This window comes from Thalassomonas sp. M1454 (assembly GCF_007097525.1).
Taxonomy (GTDB): Bacteria; Pseudomonadota; Gammaproteobacteria; order Enterobacterales; family Alteromonadaceae; genus Thalassotalea_A.
On sequence record NZ_VKDD01000004.1, the window covers coordinates 289,896 to 310,379 of the forward strand.

Here is a 20,484-nt window from a genome sequence, read left to right on the forward strand (position 1 = left end):
TACCTAGTGATTGTGGTGTTTATTAGCATCGTTTTGCTTATCAGACGATGTATTATGTTGGCTATGATCCATTTCATGTCCATCATGGTTCATCGTATGATCTTCAGCGTCATTAATTTCCACAATGATAAAATCATCATGTATTTCAAAGGTAAAATTGATCTCTTGCCCGATTGAAAGCGTCGATAAGTCAATAGTTTCATTGGCGACAAAGTCCAGTGTTGCCGCTGGTCTACTCCATTTTTCAATAGCTTCACGGCTAATATTGATAATACGCGTTGAACTATCTATTGAGTTAATAACACCGTTAACAGTCGCTGACGATATATTGCTTTCTGTTTGGGTATGGTTGTCACTAGGCTCAGACATAATATGAATACCTGTTACTTCATAGCCGTCATCGTCAGTTTTGCTCACTTCAAAGTGCAGTGTTTGACCAGTTTTTAACGCGTCAATATCGACACTGTCACCAACCATAAAGTCCATGGTCATTTCTGGCCACCCCCAAGCATCCGCAGGACCATGCGTAATATTGGCCATTCTATGCCCAGCCATGACACTATTTATTTCTCCTTCCATCCAGACAGATTCTGGCTCTTCTTCATGTGTCATTCTCTTAAAGTCAGAATTTTTGCTAGATTCGGAATCAATCAGGAATTGAGCAGAGGTAACAACTTTATCGCCTTCAGTTAAGCCTTCTAAAATCTCAACTTTTCCGGCTTCAACCGCTCCAAGCGTGACAGCAATTGACTTGTATTGACCTTCACCTAATACCAATACAACACGGTCTTGCTTACCTGTACGAATAACGGCTTCTTTGGGTACTAAAACAGATGCAGTGTTACTTTCAGCTTGGATGCTAATTTGTGCATACATGTTCGGCTTGAGTTCTAAATTTGGATTATCGAAGCGGAGTCTCACCCTTAGCGTTCGGTTTTGTGCATTAAGGCTTGGATAAACATAGTCCACTTCTCCTTGCCAAGATTTACCGGGTAAATAATCTAATGTCATATCAACGGGTAAACCTTGAGAAACAAAAGCAGCATCACGTTCAAATACTTCGGCTTCAACCCAAACTTGCGCTAATTGGCCAATACTCATTAATGTATTGCCCGGCTGCACATAAAACCCTTCTCTGATTTTCAAGCCATCTAACACGCCAGATTGCGGCGCATAAAAAGTAATACTTTGCTTAACTTGTTTAGTTTTCTGTAATTGGTTGATAAAGTTTTCTGATAATTGCAATGTTTGCAAGCGCTCTTTAGCCGCAGTAACCAGAACTTGATTATTACGCTTTACAGCAATGAGAAATTCTTCTTGTGCATTAACTAGTTCAGGCGAATATAAGGTGTAAAGAGCTTGCCCTTTTTCAACGGGATCACCTTCTGCTTTGACGAAAAGCTTTTCAATCCAACCTGAAACGCGAGGATGAATATGAACTAACTTATCTTCGTCATATTGAACATAACCTACCGTTGCTATGTGCTTAGCTAATGTGCCTATTTCGACTTTGGTGGATTTAACCCCTAAGTTATTCACCACATGCGGTGCAATAGTTACCGCACCTGGTCCATGTTCATCACCGCTACTGTCTTCCTCATAAACGGGCACAAGATCCATCCCCATAGGAGATTTGCCCGGTTTATCTCGACGATAATTAGAGTCCATAGGAGCAACCCAGTACAAAGGTTTCTTCTCTCCAGAATCTGCTGTGCTTTCTGAATTATTTGAATGGCTTGGTGCAAATAAAGAATAACTACCAGCGCCGATGACTGCACCTACAGCAAGTGTAATAAGTGTTTTTGAATTAATAGGCATAGTGATTATCCTTTTTACTAAGGTTTGTTGCTTGATTTGTGCTGCTGAAGTAGTAATTCAATCGAGCAACGCTTTTTAATAGCTCTACATCAATTTTAGTTTTTGCAATGGTGGCATTTAATTCGCTGATTCTGGCTCTCACTACTTCTGCAAAATCACCATCATCATTGGTGTATGCTGTGAGTGAAGCCTCTGCTTGATCATGGGTTTGTTTGAGTAGTTGCGTTTCATATAATTTTTGCTGCTTTATCAAGCTAGTTAAATTACTTTGCTCCCTTTTAACCTCACCAATCATATTTCTTATTACTAGCAATTTTTCAGTTTTTACTGCTTCAGACTCTGCTATTGAGGCTTTAACTTCTTGATCTTGCCTATTGTCAGTAAATAGTGGTAAGTCAAAGGTTACACCGACAGAGAAAAAATCAGACCTTTCCATACCATCAGGTGAATCATCTCGATAGCTATAACTTGCATTTACCCCCCACTGAGGTTGATATTGCTGATTTGCTAATTCCACTCCTTTCTGAGCTGCTTTTAATTGCTTATCTAATGCTAATACGGATGGGTGTGAAGCAAATAAATGGGCAAGTTCACTAGGCGTAAGTTGTTGAAGGTTTATTGTTTTTTCATAACCTTTCGTAAAATAAGAAAGACTACCAGCAATGTTAAACTCAATATTATGCATTGCTATATTGGGGTTGGCAGTACCGTGATTTTCACTGTATATCCATTGATAAAAAGCAGAAGATAAAGACTCAAGTTTTTGTTTCTGAATAAGGATCCGTTCATCAAGTTTTATCAGCTCTAATTGGGCACGAATAACATCTTGCTGACGAGTTTTTCCTACAGTAGATGAATAACTGGCTTTGGTAATATCTATCATTTGCTCAAATAACGATTTATCTTTGTTAATTAATTCAATCGTTTTATGTGCAAGATAAGCTTCAAGCCACAATAGACTTATCTGCCTTGTGACTTGTATTTCTCTATTTTCTCTTTGATATGGAAACTTACTAGCTTCTATTTTTAACTGTGCATTCTTTAACGTTAATGTATCCCCACGAGGAAACATTTGGCTCACACCCACTTTAAGCTGAGTCATTGGCTCTTGATCAAAATCCCAACTATCTGTTGGTAAATTCATTGCACTAATAGAGATTTGTGGGTCAGGTAACGTAGAAGAAGCTGTGCTTCTCGCTTCAACTGCCGACTGCTTATATTTATTACCTTTTAGCCAAGGATCATTTTGGTGAGCTAATTGAATTAATTGCTCAAAACTTAATACATTATTAGCATTAGCCTGAAAACCAACAATTGCTGTGAGTAAAAATAAAATCTTCTTCTTACTGCTCAATTTAGCGTTTAGCATTAGAATTGCTCCTGATAGCTGTTGACGTCAGCATATACAGCGCTGCTGCCATCTTTATACAAAATAAGTATTTTATAAGGCTGGAATTTATCTTCTACTTCCATACCTGGTGAACCTAGCGGCATGGCAGGTACAGATAGACCTATAGCATTTGGATGTTCTTCAGTTAAGAATTTTTTGATAAATTTAGCTGGAACGTGGCCTTCAAAGGCAAAGCCACCTCGACTCACGGCAGTATGGCAAGAGCGGTAGTTTGGCTTAATACCATATTTATTCTTGATAGAACTTATACTGCGGTAGTCTTTTGAATGAGCAACAATACCCTCATCTTCAATATGACTTATCCACTTTTTACAGCAGCCACAGGTCGGGGTTTTATAAACCAATAGTTCGAATAATTTTTCGTTTTGTCGTTTCTCTTCAGCTTGTGCGAATAGAGGTAAAAGCATTGCAAACAATGCGATATTAAAAAATCTGATAATCATTTTTGCCCCCAGATAACTCTGGATTATTTCAAACAAAACTTCGCAAAGGATGTTCGTTTGAGGTTTAACGTTTTATTGAGAAAGTGTGCGAAAAGTAGCGCTTTTACAAGTAAAGCAGACGCACTAGTCCTGTGTTAGGCAAAAATCGGTGGACGATATAAAGAAGTGGGAATTGATTTAGTTTGGTTAATAGGCTGGAAAGATACACTTTCGCTTAAACGAGCCAAATAAGCTGTTTTAGGTTCAGAGCCAACAATACTGATGTTTGTACATGCGCTGACAGGACATACGCAATCTGAACCACAGCACTCTTCATGATTTTGCTGACCACTTTGGTCAACAGAAGAATGATTCATCGATGCATGACTCATATCAGAGTGGTCCATACTTGAATGGTTCATAGAATCATGGTTCATGTTCATATGAGATTCATGTGAATCACCAGACATTTCGCAAGACATAGAAGAATACGCCAATGCTTGCCCTAAAAAGGCAATTAGCATAGCGGCAACTACTAAAACTTTTGACAGTGATTTGAACATATAAATCCCAAGTAAAACTCTAGCTAAGATTAAGCCATTTGAGTCGAAAAGTAAATCACTACCCTTTTAAGGCAACATCAAGCAATAGAGTTTTTTAAGTTAACGCACTTTGGGGAAGAAATGCGTTAGTGGAGCGTCCGCTTTGTAAAAACTGCCAATAGTTTATAACTATAGTGACTGTCTCAAATTCGCTCTAAGCAGCCTGTGACGACCACTAAAAACTTGTGTGATTACAATAACATCATGTATGGTTAGTTTACAAACCTAGAAGGACTAAAAACATAGTTTATAAATACTGTTTTAGTCTAAAGGCAAGTTTAAAATAGACCTGAACTTCGATCAGGTAATCAAATATATTTAGAGAGTGACTAGTGAAGCTAATTGATGACATTGTTGAAATTCTTAGTGCTGAAAATGGTAAATTAAGTGATGCTTTGTTTAAAACAAAAGTGTTACTTCATAAAATTGGTCAAAAAGAGTTAGTTCCTTGGGTTAACAGTGAGTTAAACGGTTACTCCGATAGGGACTCTGTTCCAGACTATCGAGTTTTGCATGCACAGGTGTTAGTTAACGCATCCAATGGTGCGTACCAAGCGACATCTCAGCATATCCCAATGGGACACCTTAAAGATGATTACAGAAACACTCTTGAAACAGCTAAAATGGAACAGTCACTGGCTGTCTTAGAGAAGTTTGCTGAAAAAAATTCTGGCCACCTTCAAGCTCATATCCCAATGGAAGCTTATAGTCTTCTTGGCAAAGGGTTGGGTAATGGTTATCAAATAGAAAAAGCTTGGTCAGAAATTAGTCCAGATAGCGTACTACAAATACTGATTCAAGTTAGATCTCGCCTTCTTGATTTTGTATTAGAGCTAAAAGATCAATTCCCTAACGAACTTGATGACAGCCAAGTAAAAGATCGAATAGAAAACATCGATGCGGAAAATCTCTTTAAAAGTGCAATTTTTGGTGATAACACTACGATTGTGGTTGGGAGCGGCAACACTCAAACGGTTACCAACAAAAAATTAGTAGGTGACTGTGCAGCCTTAGAAAAACAACTTGAAACTAATGGGATATCAAGTGACTCAGCTAGGGAACTAGCTCAAATTGTAGAATCAGAAAAGCCTACTTCACCTAATGAACCGTTTGGAACTAGAGCCAAACAATGGCTTCTAGAAAACCTTAAAAAGGCAGAAGATGGAACTTGGAAGGTAGGTATTTCCGTAGCAACAGATGTTATTAAAGATGCGGTTAAGGCGTATTATGATTTGTAAACACTTAACAAGCTGCTAATCAATTGCGACAAATAACAAAGTAGAGTAGATTACAAATTGTAAATCTCAGCAGTTAAGGACTGCTTTGAGCGAACAACGGTCGATGGCTAGGTTCGCAATTTAATATATTTGCAAACTATAATTAGTCCCTCAAATGGGCGTTAGGTGTTTATGAAGTTGCTCAATGTTTTTTTATCCATTCTCATTTCCACAGTATTAATTGGCTGTACAACTAAGCATGAACAAGCAACCGTTGACGAAAAAAAAGCTTGGGATGAACATGTTAAAAAATATAAAAAACACCTAGAAATACCAGCACCAAACATTTGGAGTAAAGATAGCTTATGGTCCTTTGTCTACGTTGACGCAAACGATGAAATTGTTCGTCGAGTTCACGTTAGGATTACAAATGAACCTGTGAGAGCTTGTGTTTCTGGTGATTGGTATATATTACAAATACTAAGTGAAGCCCCAACTAGGAGACCGATTTCACCTAATACTAAAGATATAGCAGCATATTCCATCGAAGGTAGTAATCTTAGTTTCATGCTTAGAGCAAATGTTTGTGATGGTGGTATGGATGTATTAGGTACGGTCTCAGAAAGCGGCTTTGTAGGGAAAGAAGATTTATCACCATGGCCTTGTCTTGACGACTGCTTAACGGAAATGCCAGCTTTTAATCGTGTATATGGTGTTCCAGTCAAAATTTAGCAATATATAAATGCCGACCGTCTCCGAATGGCACAAAACAGCCTATTCAGAGTGTTTTCTTTATTAACTGAGGATTTTCTCTACTAACTCTTTTAGGGCATTACAGCGCTTATCTTGAAGCAGAAAGCACTTAAATAACTTACAATATGCAAAACTTAAAGTTATAGCCTAATATTTATTTAGACAAGGATGTTCAAGAAGTAATAGACGCCTGTCTAAATTCTAATTCAAGAAACAAAAGGATTTATCATGCTCATACTAACTCGTAGAGTCGGTGAAGTTATCAATATAGGTGACACTGTCAAATGCTCAATATTAGGAGTCAAGGGAAATCAAGTTCGAATTGGTATTGATGCTCCAAAAGAAGTCGATGTACATCGTGAAGAAATATATTTACGCATCAAAAGTGGTCAAACAATTTCAGCTTAATTCCGTCTAGCACCAGGTAGCGTTCTAATTGAAAGTTGTTTTTACAATAAAAGGGATCATGCGATTCCTTTATACTTTTTATATGAGCGTCTCTGAAGTGCTGTTAACCGCCAGTCGAGCTACAGCTTTGAAAAACAGTATTCAGCGTGTTTCTGCCCCGCAAGCTTCGCTACAGATTTACTTTCAATTACAGCACTATTAAAGTGTTTCATTATTTTTGAGTTAACAAAATCATTTATTGTTTCAATAGTTTCTTCTGGTAACGATTTAGGGTCGACTTTACCATTCTGAATAGCCAGCCATTGTTGACCTTGTTGGGATTTAAACCAATCGGTTAACTTTACTAAGTCATCAATTGTTAAGTGCTTTTGGAAAAAAGGAATGTATTCTTTTAGGAGGTTGCCATTATCATTTTGAACACATTGAATTAGTTGTTCTTTGTATTTCTCATCTATCATCAACTCTTGCAATTGATTAATTAACTTATCACTTGGTTGAAATAGGTAGGTCACACTTTTCGTAAAGCTATAGAAAGCTTCTTCATAGCTTGCGTTAGTTTGTGCGAACGTAGCTGAACTAAGAAATGTAAGTAAAAATATCCATTTATTCATTCTATTCCTACTTATGTATTAGTCTCTTAATCGCTCTTTTCAGCCCGTGGGCTTTTGATTACATTACGTTATATTGCTATCGGTCTCAAGTGTGCCATAGGCGACAGTCAATAACGCCTCGTTAAAAGCCAACTGTTTTTTGTCCTTTTAAACGACTTGTTATAGCGAAAACAGATACCGCCATATAGCCCCGCCAATAGGTACCCAAAGATATATAGCAAAAAGCAAAATCGCTAAAAAAGCTAAATGATTCAATCGGACACCAGGTTCTAATATTGATTTATTTGGCTTTTTAGGATTTACATAAACTGTTACGTCCCAGCCTAAACAATACCTATCTACGAAATACTCAGCAGAAGATTTTATGTTGTTAGATCCTCCACTTCCAAAACTAATACGATCATTTGAATAGACTTCATCGTTATATTTATACTCGTATTCAACCTGAGGCTCATACATTTCTCCATCGTCTAGATAAGTATGAATTTCAGATTTTATGATTTTCCCACCGACTTTATCCCAAAAAAAAGCCCTGAAACTTAAAATTACACCGACAATATAAATTAATACAAGCAAGTTAAATAAGGCGCTAAAGAAAACCCACGAATTCCACTCCATACTACGAACCTGACCTTTCGCTATAACAGCTTTATTAAGAAGAAAATATCTGCATTTGCTGTATAAAATGTAGATATTTATTGGATAGTGTATGTATAAATCGCTCTTTGCTGCCATTAGGTGTTTGATTTAACTTACGCTATACATATTAGTCTAGTCAAATATGTCATTATGTAATCTAACTTGATACTAGCTAAAGTTTACAGCCAACATGTTGAATGTGTTTAAAATCAATGCAATATAAAAAAACAATTTACAATGACATCGATATCAAACACAATTAACCTTAACAAATATATAACAACATTCATGGATGAAAACGATGAATAATTTAAAAACATTACTGTTATTAGCTATAACTTCTTATTTATTGGGTTGTGGAGGAGGGAGTTCAGACAGTGGCCCTAACATAGATTTAAAGTTTAACCCGGGCTCTATTTCCGCGGATTTAATAGAAACAGAAACCGAATGGTGGCCAATTAGTGTCACTGTTACAGGGGATATTGCTGATATAAAAGATGATGTATATATTTATATCGTAGATGATACAGGAGTAATCTCAACAGATGTATATATTCGCCAAAACAGTCAAACTAGCTACTCTTTTGAATTAAACTCAAAAGACAATTTATCGCCTGGAGAATACAAGGGGAATATAGCCGTTAAACTTTGTAAGAATAGTAGTTGTAGCTCTGAATATAAAAACTCACCTTGGTTATTACCATTTGACATTAAAGTAAAGTCTCACACTAACCTAACCAACAGAACCTACATTCCGGAATATCAAGGCTGGTATACCACCGATGGCAATAATGCTCGAACACGATTTGTACCAGTAAACCTTGACCCTAGTGAATTTTCGCCTCGTTGGTTATGGAAATCTCCGCGAGAATATAGAGTAACTAAATTAATGACCCATGATGAATTCGTTTATTTGTTTGAGGATAACAAGAGGGAGATTGGGAGTGATTATGATTTAAACCTAGTTGCAATAAGTGAAGAAACAGGTACTGAATCATGGCATACGAAAATACCAGCGTATTTCTTTCCTCATAGCTTTACCGTTAATGAAGGGAATATTTTTTTAACTAAAACAGTAAGCATGAACAGAGACGAAATAGCTGAAATATCTAAAATAGATGCCAGTAACGGAACCATTTTAAATCAAAAACAGTTTATAGTTACAGAAGAAGAGGTGGATAATGGAAAAAGTATTACACTAGGGCGCGTATTGGCGGACTTAGGTAATCTTTACTTTAGCGAAAATAATGAACAATTTTCGACTGATTATGATTTTAACGAATCCTGGAGCAGACCTAGTGTAGGAGGTGTATTCGCAAAAGTTGGAGGAAATTTATATGCTTTCAATTCCGAAGGTATTACCATTCTTGATTCTAAAAATGGAAATGTAATTAAACATATAATATTGCCAGACGACATCACTAACTATGCTCCACAATATATAATTTCAGGCAGTTACGCCATAATAAAAACGACCCGAGAAATTATAGGATATGATATCGAAAATGACAGTATAAAATGGGAAGCTGATATCCCCTATAGAAGCTACCCTCATTTAGCTGTCGGAAATGGCACTTTATTTATTGCGGCGAATGCGAGTGTAAAAGCGGTAGATATAAAAACTGGTGATGAAAAGTGGTCCAAAACAATAGAAGACAACGCAACAGGTAGAGGTTCTCTTATTTTAACTAATAATATTTTATTTATTAGCTCTGAATATGGCACTATTGCCATCGATATTAATACTCAAAAGCTTGTTTGGGGATATCCTTTCGGTGGGCAAATGGCAATATCTAAAGGCTCTGTTTTATATATTACTAGGTATGTAAACAGTTTTAAAAGCCATGTTTTGGCGGCAATTAATTTAAATTAGCGGTCCGAAACGAGCGATAAGCAGCCGTTGAAGCTCAAATAACTTACTTTCCCGTTTATGAAAAGGAGTTCCCTCTGAACAAATATAAATTTATATTTAGTAAACTTTATCAATTGGTTATAAATAGTGCTCGAATAATATTAATAGCTATTGCAACTGTAATGTTGTTTTTCACTTTGAAATATTATTTCGATGCTAATGTATTCATATTTGCAATAGGACTTTACTCACTATTTGTATACTGCTGTTTAAATGGTCCTAATTCTATTTACCCAGACTCTAAAGATGGATATTTCTGGTTAAAGATAAAAATGTTATTAGTTGTGATTAGCTTTTTGTCATTTGCTTCACTATCGCTATGGGGAATTTTTGGATTAGGGGGAGCTAAAGGCGTATGGCAAATTGTGCTTAATATTGTTTTTATTTTAGGTTCAGGGATTGCTACATATGAACATTTATCGAAGTTTATAATTCACTTAAAAAGAGCATAGTATGTAACTTAAATCTCATTATCTCTTTAGATTTTCAAGCTAATCCTTTTATGCGTTCCTTTATAGTGTTAGTTAAAAATATAGACTTCCGCTATTGGCACTTAGGAGACATAGCAATGTGCAAAAATTGCACATTGGTTGGTATGTTCCATTTTGGAACATACCATGATCGCAAATTACGATCTCAAGATTGTGCAACAAGCTGTTGCACAATTAAATGTACTTTAACCAGGTCGAATTCGACCTGGTTAAAATGGACCAATATGCAGAATATGCAGAATATGCAGAATATGTATATTGATCAGTTGTTGGCTTAACCTGTCGCAGACCATATGTTCCAAAATGGAACTACGACTTCAATAATTAATGCAAATAGAGCCACTAAGGTACATCAGAAATAGCTACCTAAAGTACACACAAAAGGTGTACTACTCGGGGTTATAAAGTAACTGATGCAGCATCAGTTATGGATGTGGGGTCATCTTTAGGTATATGATTGAGAAGGGAGGCGAATCATTGAAAAGTTATTACAATGAGCAAACTAAAGTTTCAGTAAATTGTTTAGAAATAGCTACCGCTTTCAAATCAGCTCAAGTTAGCTATTGTTAAAACTGTTTTATAAATGATTTCGTTGTACGCTAACTTCTGCGTTTAACTTGTCGAAATGCTATTTATCAAAGATCAATTCAACGCTATATCTAAATAAACAGTAAAAACTAGCGCAATATAACCCGGCAGTCACACTAACAATTATTTGGCTCATCTCTGAAAACATCAGCATCACAATAAGCGATTTTAAGATGTTTATCATGCAAAACATTATTTTTTTCGTGACTGTAGCGTTTTTTAAAGAGGCATGAGTTGTTATATAAAAGTAGGCAGCTATGTTGGCAGTAAAAGCTATTGCTACCCCAAAAATGCCAATGTTGAGGATTGATTCATAAGGTAGCACATATAGAAATACTAACAGAGGGAAGGTTGATAACCCTCCATTGAGCACATTATTTTGATTGAATTGATTTAACAAGGCTACACCTTTGCATGAGGTCTAATTGAATAATGAAGGTGCTTTGTCTTCGTAATGGTAATTTCATCGTTTGGCATTAAATCATAATGTTCAATGAGTGTTTTCATTACACTCCTATTCCTAAAGAATTTTTTCTTACCATCAATGTCAGATTCAAATTTAGTGCCTTTACCAACATCTAAAATAACCTTTTCTTGTGCTTCTTCATTCTTATTTTGCCCGCCAATTGTAGATTTAGGAAACTGGCTTATTATATTCGCAAGGCCAATATAATTATTTTTTAAACTACCAGGGTTAACGTTATTACTTCTTTCATTATGTATTCCTTTTTATTGTTATTTGATTTAAAGCGGTCTTTCCCGCAGTCAGTCACTCACCAACATAAATGTTTATAGTAGTTAGCCCCTATTCGCTAATTACACTTCTCACTTAATACCTTTTCACAGCTGGTCTGGCGTGATTGCGGGTGTTTTAAGCCACCGCCCGCTGGGCCCAACTAACGCAACTCAGACGCTAACTTAACTTTACTTCATCGATAGACTTTAATTTCCACTCCACCGCAGAAACCAAGCCAAATTTTCCATTAGCATTAGGTCTGCGCCAGCGAGCTAATGGCATTTCTTTTAATTGATGTAATGCATCATTAAAATCAGTAACTTTAATGGCATTATCTTTAGGTCCGATAGTGTAATCACCACTTTTGTTTTTACAGTCTATATTAAAGAATGACCCGTCCTTTGCCACAGGTACTAGAATATGTTCAGCTCTGTCATTCGTTGTATCAATTGTAGGTTTAAAATTCTGACGTTTTTTCAACCATTCTGTCGCTTCGGCAACAGGTACAACAATACGTCCATCAAGTTTTACTGTGTTTAATTTTGGCATGCTATTACTCATTGCATTTCGAATAGCTTGTACCGACATGTCTGCAAGAGCAGCCATGCTATCTAACGTTAAAAAGTCGTGTAAGAAAAAACAATCAGGGATGAACTCATCTAAATGTGTAATGCCATAGACTGACTCAATACTAACTTTTTCGTGCAGCATTATTGCTAATCTACCATCCCCCGCATGCATGATGGTCTGTAATAGTGGAGGTAGGTCCGGAAAAAGGGTGCGTTCCAATTCCGCTAATTCTTGAATGTCGTTAAAATCGTCAGGTAAAAAGTCGCCTTCAATCAGCTTACCAAATATACCTAGTTTAGTATGACGTACAGCAAGCGATATCGATCGTTCTGGGTAGCTATTTTCGATGCAGGAATAGTCCGTTTGAAATAAATTTTTTCCAATTCGTTCAAAGCGTTTTTGTAGTTCTAATACATGACTTTCTATTTCTTCTTCAGAAATTATTGAATGTGATATTGGGTAACTCATCTGCGCCTACTTGTTATAAATAATTCATAATCATAAGCTACATTACTGTGTAGCACCTGTCAACAATAGATTATAAATATTTTATAATCATCAGGAGCGGTCGAAGAGGATGGAGTCAAAATCGATGGAGGATGCAAAAAAAACGATTATTTTTACTTTTTTATTTTGTGAATAAATATTCATTTTTATTGCGTGATTCTATTGTTTTCGATTTGTGGTGTTTTGGATTTTTTCAAATGTTATTTTAAAAATGAACATTCAAAATATAGATATTAGTCTGAAAGCCTTTTGTGAACCGGGGTCATAGCCGCCTTCGTTGGTTTTGAGAGAGGGTGTTCTCGTGTTTATCAATAAAAAAATTAAAGTTTTTACAATTTTTTTTTAATAAAAAATTAAAATTTAATAATTTAAAGTTCTTTAAAAACAACGGGTTGCGTATTTTGGGTTTGCGATTGTACAGGCTATTTTATGCACTTTCAATAGGGTTTTTGTGAATAAATATCTTGAATTTTTTTTAAGGAACTATTTAAAATATCCCTTAATTCAAAAAGATAAAAATAATAAAAAGTTTGGGTTCTTTAGTTGCATGATTGAATTTATGCGATAAAAAAATGGCATAACCAGTAAATGGTAAAAGCACTTTGTGTTTCACTTTTTTGAAGGCGTAACCTTTAACTATGACGTATATAAACTATACTTCAAGAAAATCGATGAAAAAATGTTCGATTTTTTTTAATGAACCTCGTGGTTCTGTAACAATAATAATAAGCAGGTGGGGTACTTACTTAACAGGAATGCTTAGGCATTTATTGGGAGGAGTACAATGATAAAAGTAGCCCGTAAGATATCAAAAACAAGCCGAACGTGCTCGCGTCCGAATCCTTACACTCATAAAGGTAAGAAGAGAATTAAACTTGAAAGCCAGCTGGAAATGGATGGCATGATGCATCTTGAATTAAATAAGGATGTTGTTTCATTCAAGGAACAACCTTTTTCTTTTATGTATGAATTTGATGGTAAGCAACGCCGTTATACGCCTGACTTTTTAGTTAAATATCGCTCAGGTCAGTATGAATCTCAGGAAATTAAACCATCATATGAGGCTATTAACCCTAAATTTATAGCTAAATTTGCTCGATTATCTGAAGTATTTAATCAAATCATCGGGCACCCTCTTAAACTCATGACAAGTGATGAGATCCGCAAGGGCCACACAATTTCAAATTTACGTAATTTATACCGTTTCATTCAAATGCCATTCTCTGAAAGCCTTGTTTCTACTGGATTAGCTACTTTTAAAGAGGGAGAGCTCGTGTCATTAGATGACGCGATTTCCATGATGAGTATGTGCGAAATGCCGCAACGTAATGTTATGCAACTTATCGCTCACAGTCACTTCCAATTTGATAAATCAGTTTTGTTACAGGGTTCAACACCATTAGTCTGGGTAGGAGAATAACATGGGACAATTTGCCCTAGCAAAAGGCGGTAACATTATGTATCGCGAAAAACCAGCAACCATTGTTGTGGTTGAGCCTGAATGTATTGTACTTAAGGTGAACCAAGGTTTATGTACTCTAACCCCTGCTGAATTTTATGAAGAAAGTAAGCAGGGGCATATTAAAAAGGCAGAGCCCAAGTTAGCGGTGATTAAACCGGTTGTACGCTTGAGCGATGAGGAACGAAAATTAGCGGATAAGTATAGAGATTATTTTCATGGTCTTGAATTTGAGGATGTTCGTTATTCAACCAAAGGGGTTGCTCGCGTAATTTCTCGCGTATCTAAAGAAAGAGGAGATACAGGGCTAGACATTCCAAAAGTTGGGACGCTGAAAAAGTGGTATAGAAAATTTACGAGTGATGAAATAGGGCGAGATATTATAAAAATGGTTAAGCCTCAGGCTATAACACGTTCTGCTAAATTTTCTGAAGCTATGTTTGAAATATTTTATGACACAGTCGATGAGTGTTACATGAAGCTTAAGGGCGATTCAGTTGAAGCGACTTACCAAGTATATCTAAAGCGTGCGATGGACTTTATTACAACGTTGAATCTAGAGGACCCAAACGAAGAACCTATTATCAGTCGCTCTACATTTTTTGAATACGTAAATGAATACGACCCTTACGAGGTTGATGCAGCTAGGTATGGGCGGGCATATGCTGAAAATAAGTATCGAAATACAACTGAACACATTGTGGCAACCCGTCCTTTAGAATTTGTACAAATTGATGCGGTCCATATTAATCTTGGCCTTACTGATAAAGAAGGTAACTATGTTGGCATGCCCGTTGTGTACTTTGCCATTGACATCTTTACTAGAGCTATTCTTTCGTTTGTTATTAGCTATGGTGAAAAACGATCAGAAGGAGCACTCGCAGCAGTTGAACTCATCAAGCGGCTAATTAAACCTCAAGAAAAGCCCGCACATACTCAAAATGGTTTTTTGCTATTCGGTAAACCTGATTGCATACGACACGATAGTGGTGTATTCAAATCCAAATTATGCTCAGATTATTATGAACACATGTCGATAAGCGCTATCACTTCACAAGTTAAAAAAGCCTACCGTAACGGTATTGTTGAACGATTTCATCGTACATTTAAAGGCCATTGTTGTATGAAAATTGCAGGTTGTGAAGGTGGCCAAAAAAAAGACTACAAAGATAATGTAGACATAAAAGTTGAGGCTGTATGTCAGGTGGATGAGTTTGCATCTATTGTCGAAACTTATATCTTAGATGTTTATCACGAAACAGATCATCGTGGTATTGATAGAATGACACCTAAAGAAATGACGGAAAAATACCAGTCATTAGTTGAACTTCCTTCTGCGGAGTACATTGCTAAAGCTGATGCCTCTATAGGTTACGAAATTTCCCGTACGATCCAACAAGGTAAAGGCATTGAAATAAATGGCTTGTTCTATAACGACCGAGGAGAGAAGTTAATCAAATTATGCGCCAAAATGACCAACGGTTTTACTAAGCCAAATCCGAAAGTTACCGCTTTTTATAATGAGTTGGATATCTCAAAAATAGCCGTTTTAAACCCTTACACTAATGAATTATTTGACGTTCCATCGACAAGCGTTAAAGAGCCTATCAGCTTAACTGAACATAAAGCTGTGAAAGCTAACGGTAAAAAACGTGATACAAAAAAACATACCGACCGTCCAACGATAGAGACTAAGTCGATGGTACTTCTTGCGGTGAACGCTCGCTATGAAAGTAAAGCTAACCAACCTAATGATGATGTACCTAAAGCTGAAGAGGCAGAGCCTGCACGTGAAATTAAGGCTGAAGAGTTAGATCTAATTTTAGAACAAGGTAAGCGCCCATCATTTATTAAACCTGAACCAGAAGTTAAGTCAGAGCCTGAAAGTCAGGGGCAAGTTTCACCACCATCATTAATGACTAAGTTTAAAAAGTCGATAAAACCTATTAAGTAATATTTGGAGATAGATTGTTTTATGTCGAGTATGTTGATGAAACCTGAAACTGAAGAGTTTAAAAAGCATTATTGTTATGTAGATAAATTTAATGTGCCTATGTCTATTATTGAGAATACGGTTAAATATCGAGAATATGAAACGGGCGGCATGATGATATTAGCCCCTTCTGGCTCTGGAAAGTCTTCGATTGCAAGTAAATTTATCGAAGATAATAAATTCAAACCTGTTTCTAATCGAGACATTAAGTTCGGTATCTATGTTGAGGCGTCGGGATGTTCATTAGATGAATTTTTAACTGAAATATTGCGCCAACTTAGTGACCCCAAACCTTCATATGGCAATATGGGACCCAAAGTATCCAGAATCATTTCTTTAATTGATAGCTTAAATGTTAGGGTTGTTTTTTTGGATGAGATTCAAGTTATTTTGCCAACCACTGGTATTTACCCTAACTCAAAAGTCGTAAAAATTCTTAAGGAACTGGTGAATAAAACTTCCGCAGCATGGGTCTTGATTGGAGATCCTAGTGCACGTTCAATAATAGATATTGACAGTCAAATCAGAGAAAGATTTGGCTTAATTCACAATCTTGAACCATTTAACTGTAAGTCTGATGAGGATGTATATGAACTTCTAGAATATACCTTTGAATTATTACGTAAGTACCCGCGCAAATCTTCATATTTTAGGGTGCTTAACAATTACCTTGATGAAGGAGTTAAACCGATTAAATCAAACCGACATGAGGATCATCTTTATCGCTTTTGTCTCGCAACGTTAGGTAAACCTAGATTGATGAGAGATCTTTTATGCGAAGCAATTGAACTCACAGATGAAGATGCCCAAGTAACAAATCGTATTTTACAAAATGCTTGGACTAGACGAGTAGGAGAACGTTCTGGTTTATCCTTTAACCCATTCGTTGCGTCGATGGAAAAAGTCAAAATAGAAATGACGGCTAGGAATCTTTATGGATAATTATTTTCCGGTTCGACCTAAGCCGTATAATAATGAGTGCTTGAAAGGTTATTTACTTAGAATAGCTGCACTCCATGGTTATTCTGGATTTTCTGATATATTTAATGTGATAGGTCTTAAATATAATTCAGATGCTTTGGAACAAAACACAACTAATTTTGATACTTTTATTGAGCGCATAGCTCCATATCTTTTGGAGTCAAAGGTTAGCTTGCTAGAGAAGTTTTCTAGCATTAACCTGGATATATTTGACAGTGACCGATGTATTAAAAGCATAATCCGAACTAAGCCAAATATTTGTATAGCATGTTTAGGTGAAGAACATTCTTATCTCAATGATTCTTGGCGACTTGCGCATGTAACTCATTGCTTAGAGCATAAAACAATATTGACCAGTGTATGCCCTCAATGCAGTTCATGCTTATTTTGGCATACCGATATAAAAAATGGGTGTCCAAGTTGTGGTACACGTTGGTGTTCATTAACCATAGAGAAGGGATCAACTTTGCCTGTTTATCAGTTGATGGTAACTAAGTTAACAGGTGATGATAGAAAGCTTTATTTGCAAGGTTTATATCAAGCACTGTTGATTGCGACTCGGCCCTATGATTTCTTTAATAATAACTTGAACAAAGTAGTGGCATGGCCAGATAATCTTCATGACTATTTTTCATATGCTTACAATTTATTAAGTAAAGAGGAATATAGATATAAATTGGTTCATCAAGTGAATGCTGAGCTCAGCCAGGCTTTTGATGCTATTAACATAGAGTCATTACAGAAAATAAATCACGGGGTAACTAATTTACCTCGACCTATTTTACCTTATGATGATGAACATGAATTTTCTAATCTGTCATCAACAACTGTAATGCTTCCTAAAGTTTTCAGATCAAGAATGTCTTTATATCTTAACAGTGAAAAACCTAATGCTATGTTCAGTGACAAGCAAGCGGGAGATATCTTAGGAATATCTGCAAGCCAGTTAAATGAACTGGCTAGAACCAAAATCATAGACTCCCTTTCTTTTTCATCGCAACTTTACTATTCAGCGGCAGCTGTAAATAAGTTATTAGAAGACATCATGAAAGACATGACAGCTGTAGATGCTAAAAAATTATCAGGCTTATTAAGCCTATCTGATGTGGGAAAGTGGGGAGATAAGTATTTATCCAGTTTTGCTGAAACGATAGAGCTTATTTTTACCCATAAAGAGTATCTATTTCGAGATGTAAAAAGTAATAATTTCACTAACGTGTATATTCATAAAAATGACTTGCTTCGGTTGCTTCGCGAGAATCTAAATAATCAATTTAAGGCGTTACTACCAGCCTCAAAAGTCGCAAAGTTTTTATGTTTTCGTGAGCATAAGGTTAAGTTATTAGGCGATGCATTAAAGTGGAGAAGAATACAAATTAACAATACTCAATGGAGGTATGAACCTGAGGATGTAAAAACATTTTATCAAAACTACCTAGTACTAGATAAGTGGTGCGGCGAACATAATTGTTCTAAACCAAGTTTGTACAGTTTCTTGAGAGCACATAATTTTGAGCCTCTGTCTGTCCAGTCAGGTGACAAGTGGGTTTTCCATATATTTAAAAAATCAGAAAATTTATTTGTGGCATTAAATAAATTTGAGGCCAATTGGATGAAACAAAGGTCTCCAAGAAATTTACTTGAAAATTTCAATCAGGATAGGTCTAATTTTCACCATGCCCCCAAAAAACGAAAACCAATTAATTATTCATTAATTAATCGACAAGAATCTATTTTATTTAGTTAATAAGTGGACCATTAAAAATCCAAACATTCCCTTAAGCTGAACAAATATGGTTCAGCTTTTTGCTTTTCCTCGTTACAATTATACTCTTGCTTTTCAAATTGATTCTGCTACTCTGAAATAGTACCCTGATTAAGGCGCTACATACTATAAAACCTCATCATTACTGGAATTGAAAGTTTCGGTATAAGCTGGATCTATGCTGGCTATTTTCTCCATAATCTGGATTTAGACTACATGTCTAACTGGATTTTTCTACCTAAGTTATTGATTTCAAATGAAGGCAAATTTCACTTAAAACTGGATCCCACAAGATTTTTAAATTATGGAATTAAATCATAAATATATGGGGAAATTATAATAACTTTACTGCAAAAATTTATTGGCTATTGCTTATTTTTAGAAAAGTGAAAGGCCCAATTTAGCGATTGGACCAAGAGGGTAAATTACTACAAATTAAAATATGTAGATTTAATTTTTCCTTGTCTGTTCATTAGGCATTGACCATGAGCAAAGACTTGTTCAATGTTTAGTGTTTCTTTATTAAGCAGAACAATATCGGCATCAAAACCTTGCTTTATTTCGCCTTTATTATACAAAGCCAAAATATTTGCTGGGTTAGATGTGATTGTCTTCAAAGCATCTTCAAAGTTTATGTTTAGCTCTTTTACGGCATCAACCAATGCTTGGTGTAAACTTTGAACTTGGCCTATTTGTAAGTCGGTTAAGCGGCCATTTTCATCAAATACGGGAAGGCTTGCATTGCCGTCAGAGCTCATTGTTATTTGTTTGATGTTGACGCCATTATCCAACGCATTTTTTAATGCTTGTGGTGCTGCTATCTCGCCATCAGCCAAAATTTGCTCGGTGGTACTGGTAGTAAAGTCTATATAGCCTCCGGCCTTAGCCAATACTAAACCTTGTTCTAACACTTGTTTTGTCCGATTAATATGGGTTGGATAGAACTGACTTAATGGAATATCTGAGTTATTTGCGACATCATGTAAAAGATCGAGCCCGCTTTCTCCATCGCCTACATGAATGCTAACAATGCCGCTTTTACCGGAGAGCATGCCACCAACTCTTGCTTGGGCAGCGACCCTAGCTAGCTCTTGCCAACTCATTTGCGAGCCTCGATGATCGGCAATGGCCACTTCTCCAACACCAATAAATTCTTCAATTAACATGATGTCTTTTTCGATACTATTGCTAATAGTCAAAACAGGGTAGTGATATGAGCCTGTATGGCAATATACAGATAACCCATTTTCTTTTAATGCTTTAGCTTTTGCTAATAAATCTTCTAAAGAACGAGATACTGCATCTGTACCCAGCACACCAACTAAACTTGTTACTCCGCCTTTAACAGCATCCGAAAATGGCATTTGTGGCGTGCGGGTAGTAAATCCTCCTTCACCACCACCGCCTGTAATGTGCACTAATGAATCAATAAAGCCTGGTACTAAAATAGTACCTTGGCAATCGACGATTTCTAGCCCATGACTAGAACTCACACTTATATTGTTATCTATAGCGATAATTTTTGAGCCACTAACTAGCACATCTTTAATGCCAAGGTGTTCAGGGCTATATATATTTGCCTGTTTGAATAATTTCATGAA

General features: G+C 36.2%; 17 protein-coding genes. 9 read left to right on the plus strand and 8 right to left on the minus strand.

Annotated features, from left to right (window positions below):
• Nucleotides 1-3: 3 nt before the first annotated feature.
• The 4 genes from FNN08_RS11215 to FNN08_RS11230 all read right to left on the minus strand — a co-directional run bounded on the left by FNN08_RS11215 (nt 4) and on the right by FNN08_RS11230 (nt 4,214).
• The gene (locus tag FNN08_RS11215) at nt 4-1,818 is read right to left on the minus strand and encodes an efflux RND transporter periplasmic adaptor subunit (RefSeq protein ID WP_143585784.1); all 1,815 of its coding nucleotides are present in this window, start codon (nt 1,816-1,818) and stop codon (nt 4-6) included.
• Nucleotides 1,808-3,187: a TolC family protein gene (locus FNN08_RS11220; RefSeq protein ID WP_143585786.1), complete on the minus strand. Its 1,380-nt coding sequence runs from the start codon at nt 3,185-3,187 to the stop codon at nt 1,808-1,810. The genes FNN08_RS11215 and FNN08_RS11220 overlap by 11 nt, the downstream gene beginning before the upstream one ends.
• The gene (locus FNN08_RS11225) at nt 3,187-3,636 is read right to left on the minus strand and encodes a DUF411 domain-containing protein (RefSeq protein WP_409574608.1); all 450 of its coding nucleotides are present in this window, start codon (nt 3,634-3,636) and stop codon (nt 3,187-3,189) included. Before FNN08_RS11225 ends, FNN08_RS11220 begins: the two co-directional genes overlap by 1 nt.
• A gap of 170 nt (nt 3,637-3,806) precedes the next feature.
• Nucleotides 3,807-4,214, minus strand: coding sequence for a hypothetical protein (locus FNN08_RS11230; RefSeq protein ID WP_143585790.1), 408 nt, complete (start codon nt 4,212-4,214; stop codon nt 3,807-3,809).
• A gap of 371 nt (nt 4,215-4,585) precedes the next feature.
• Here FNN08_RS11230 and FNN08_RS11235 point away from each other — a divergent pair, with 371 nt between their 5' ends.
• From FNN08_RS11235 to csrA, 3 genes are all read left to right on the plus strand, one after another.
• Nucleotides 4,586-5,491 (plus strand): response regulator receiver protein, encoded by a 906-nt coding sequence (locus tag FNN08_RS11235; protein ID WP_185962637.1) that lies wholly within the window; start codon nt 4,586-4,588, stop codon nt 5,489-5,491.
• 171 nt (nt 5,492-5,662) lie between these two features.
• A complete protein-coding gene (locus FNN08_RS11240; RefSeq protein WP_143585792.1) occupies nt 5,663-6,202 on the plus strand; it encodes a hypothetical protein in 540 nt (179 codons plus the stop codon).
• A gap of 249 nt (nt 6,203-6,451) precedes the next feature.
• On the plus strand, nt 6,452-6,631 hold the full coding sequence (csrA, locus tag FNN08_RS11245; RefSeq protein WP_143585794.1) for a carbon storage regulator CsrA: 180 nt from the start codon (nt 6,452-6,454) through the stop codon (nt 6,629-6,631).
• Between the two features lie 119 nt (nt 6,632-6,750).
• On the opposite strand, the gene FNN08_RS11250 is transcribed toward csrA, so the two are convergent.
• Together FNN08_RS11250 and FNN08_RS11255 are read right to left on the minus strand one after the other, a co-directional pair.
• Nucleotides 6,751-7,242 carry a DUF2059 domain-containing protein gene (locus tag FNN08_RS11250; protein ID WP_143585796.1) on the minus strand — a complete coding sequence of 164 codons (492 nt, stop codon included), beginning with the start codon at nt 7,240-7,242 and terminating at the stop codon, nt 6,751-6,753.
• Nucleotides 7,243-7,401: 159 nt separating this feature from the next.
• Nucleotides 7,402-7,860 (minus strand): DUF3592 domain-containing protein, encoded by a 459-nt coding sequence (locus FNN08_RS11255; protein ID WP_185962638.1) that lies wholly within the window; start codon nt 7,858-7,860, stop codon nt 7,402-7,404.
• Nucleotides 7,861-8,182: 322 nt separating this feature from the next.
• Here FNN08_RS11255 and FNN08_RS11260 point away from each other — a divergent pair, with 322 nt between their 5' ends.
• Nucleotides 8,183-9,754: a PQQ-binding-like beta-propeller repeat protein gene (locus FNN08_RS11260; RefSeq protein ID WP_185962639.1), complete on the plus strand. Its 1,572-nt coding sequence runs from the start codon at nt 8,183-8,185 to the stop codon at nt 9,752-9,754.
• Between the two features lie 161 nt (nt 9,755-9,915).
• The gene (locus FNN08_RS16455) at nt 9,916-10,245 is read left to right on the plus strand and encodes a hypothetical protein (RefSeq protein ID WP_221931789.1); all 330 of its coding nucleotides are present in this window, start codon (nt 9,916-9,918) and stop codon (nt 10,243-10,245) included.
• A gap of 1,540 nt (nt 10,246-11,785) precedes the next feature.
• Here FNN08_RS16455 and FNN08_RS11265 read toward each other — a convergent pair.
• A complete protein-coding gene (locus FNN08_RS11265; protein ID WP_143585802.1) occupies nt 11,786-12,646 on the minus strand; it encodes a hypothetical protein in 861 nt (286 codons plus the stop codon).
• An 823-nt stretch (nt 12,647-13,469) separates the two neighbouring features.
• Between FNN08_RS11265 and FNN08_RS11270 the strand changes: the two genes are divergently transcribed.
• The 4 genes from FNN08_RS11270 to FNN08_RS11285 are packed head-to-tail and all read left to right on the plus strand — an operon-like array spanning nt 13,470 to nt 18,865.
• On the plus strand, nt 13,470-14,105 hold the full coding sequence (locus tag FNN08_RS11270) for a TnsA endonuclease N-terminal domain-containing protein (RefSeq protein ID WP_143585804.1): 636 nt from the start codon (nt 13,470-13,472) through the stop codon (nt 14,103-14,105).
• A 1-nt stretch (nt 14,106) separates the two neighbouring features.
• On the plus strand, nt 14,107-16,098 hold the full coding sequence (locus tag FNN08_RS11275; protein ID WP_143585806.1) for a DDE-type integrase/transposase/recombinase: 1,992 nt from the start codon (nt 14,107-14,109) through the stop codon (nt 16,096-16,098).
• Between the two features lie 36 nt (nt 16,099-16,134).
• A complete protein-coding gene (locus FNN08_RS11280; RefSeq protein ID WP_185962640.1) occupies nt 16,135-17,079 on the plus strand; it encodes a TniB family NTP-binding protein in 945 nt (314 codons plus the stop codon).
• Nucleotides 17,072-18,865: a TniQ family protein gene (locus FNN08_RS11285; protein WP_143585810.1), complete on the plus strand. Its 1,794-nt coding sequence runs from the start codon at nt 17,072-17,074 to the stop codon at nt 18,863-18,865. Before FNN08_RS11280 ends, FNN08_RS11285 begins: the two co-directional genes overlap by 8 nt.
• 446 nt (nt 18,866-19,311) lie before the next feature.
• Here FNN08_RS11285 and iadA read toward each other — a convergent pair whose 3' ends face one another.
• Nucleotides 19,312-20,481, minus strand: coding sequence for a beta-aspartyl-peptidase (gene iadA / locus FNN08_RS11290; RefSeq protein WP_143585811.1), 1,170 nt, complete (start codon nt 20,479-20,481; stop codon nt 19,312-19,314).
• Nucleotides 20,482-20,484 lie beyond the last annotated feature (3 nt).

Coding starts and splice junctions, on each gene's coding strand:
- FNN08_RS11250 (WP_143585796.1), bottom strand. CDS start 7,242: ATGAATAAATGGATATTTTTACTTACATTTCTTAGTTCAGCTACGTTC.
- iadA (WP_143585811.1), bottom strand. CDS start 20,481: ATGAAATTATTCAAACAGGCAAATATATATAGCCCTGAACACCTTGGC.
- FNN08_RS11220 (WP_143585786.1), bottom strand. CDS start 3,187: ATGCTAAACGCTAAATTGAGCAGTAAGAAGAAGATTTTATTTTTACTC.
- FNN08_RS11285 (WP_143585810.1), top strand. CDS start 17,072: ATGGATAATTATTTTCCGGTTCGACCTAAGCCGTATAATAATGAGTGC.
- FNN08_RS11270 (WP_143585804.1), top strand. CDS start 13,470: ATGATAAAAGTAGCCCGTAAGATATCAAAAACAAGCCGAACGTGCTCG.
- FNN08_RS11275 (WP_143585806.1), top strand. CDS start 14,107: ATGGGACAATTTGCCCTAGCAAAAGGCGGTAACATTATGTATCGCGAA.
- csrA (WP_143585794.1), top strand. CDS start 6,452: ATGCTCATACTAACTCGTAGAGTCGGTGAAGTTATCAATATAGGTGAC.
- FNN08_RS11260 (WP_185962639.1), top strand. CDS start 8,183: ATGAATAATTTAAAAACATTACTGTTATTAGCTATAACTTCTTATTTA.
- FNN08_RS11255 (WP_185962638.1), bottom strand. CDS start 7,860: ATGGAGTGGAATTCGTGGGTTTTCTTTAGCGCCTTATTTAACTTGCTT.
- FNN08_RS16455 (WP_221931789.1), top strand. CDS start 9,916: ATGTTGTTTTTCACTTTGAAATATTATTTCGATGCTAATGTATTCATA.
- FNN08_RS11230 (WP_143585790.1), bottom strand. CDS start 4,214: ATGTTCAAATCACTGTCAAAAGTTTTAGTAGTTGCCGCTATGCTAATT.
- FNN08_RS11280 (WP_185962640.1), top strand. CDS start 16,135: ATGAAACCTGAAACTGAAGAGTTTAAAAAGCATTATTGTTATGTAGAT.
- FNN08_RS11225 (WP_409574608.1), bottom strand. CDS start 3,636: ATGCTTTTACCTCTATTCGCACAAGCTGAAGAGAAACGACAAAACGAA.
- FNN08_RS11265 (WP_143585802.1), bottom strand. CDS start 12,646: ATGAGTTACCCAATATCACATTCAATAATTTCTGAAGAAGAAATAGAA.
- FNN08_RS11240 (WP_143585792.1), top strand. CDS start 5,663: ATGAAGTTGCTCAATGTTTTTTTATCCATTCTCATTTCCACAGTATTA.
- FNN08_RS11215 (WP_143585784.1), bottom strand. CDS start 1,818: ATGCCTATTAATTCAAAAACACTTATTACACTTGCTGTAGGTGCAGTC.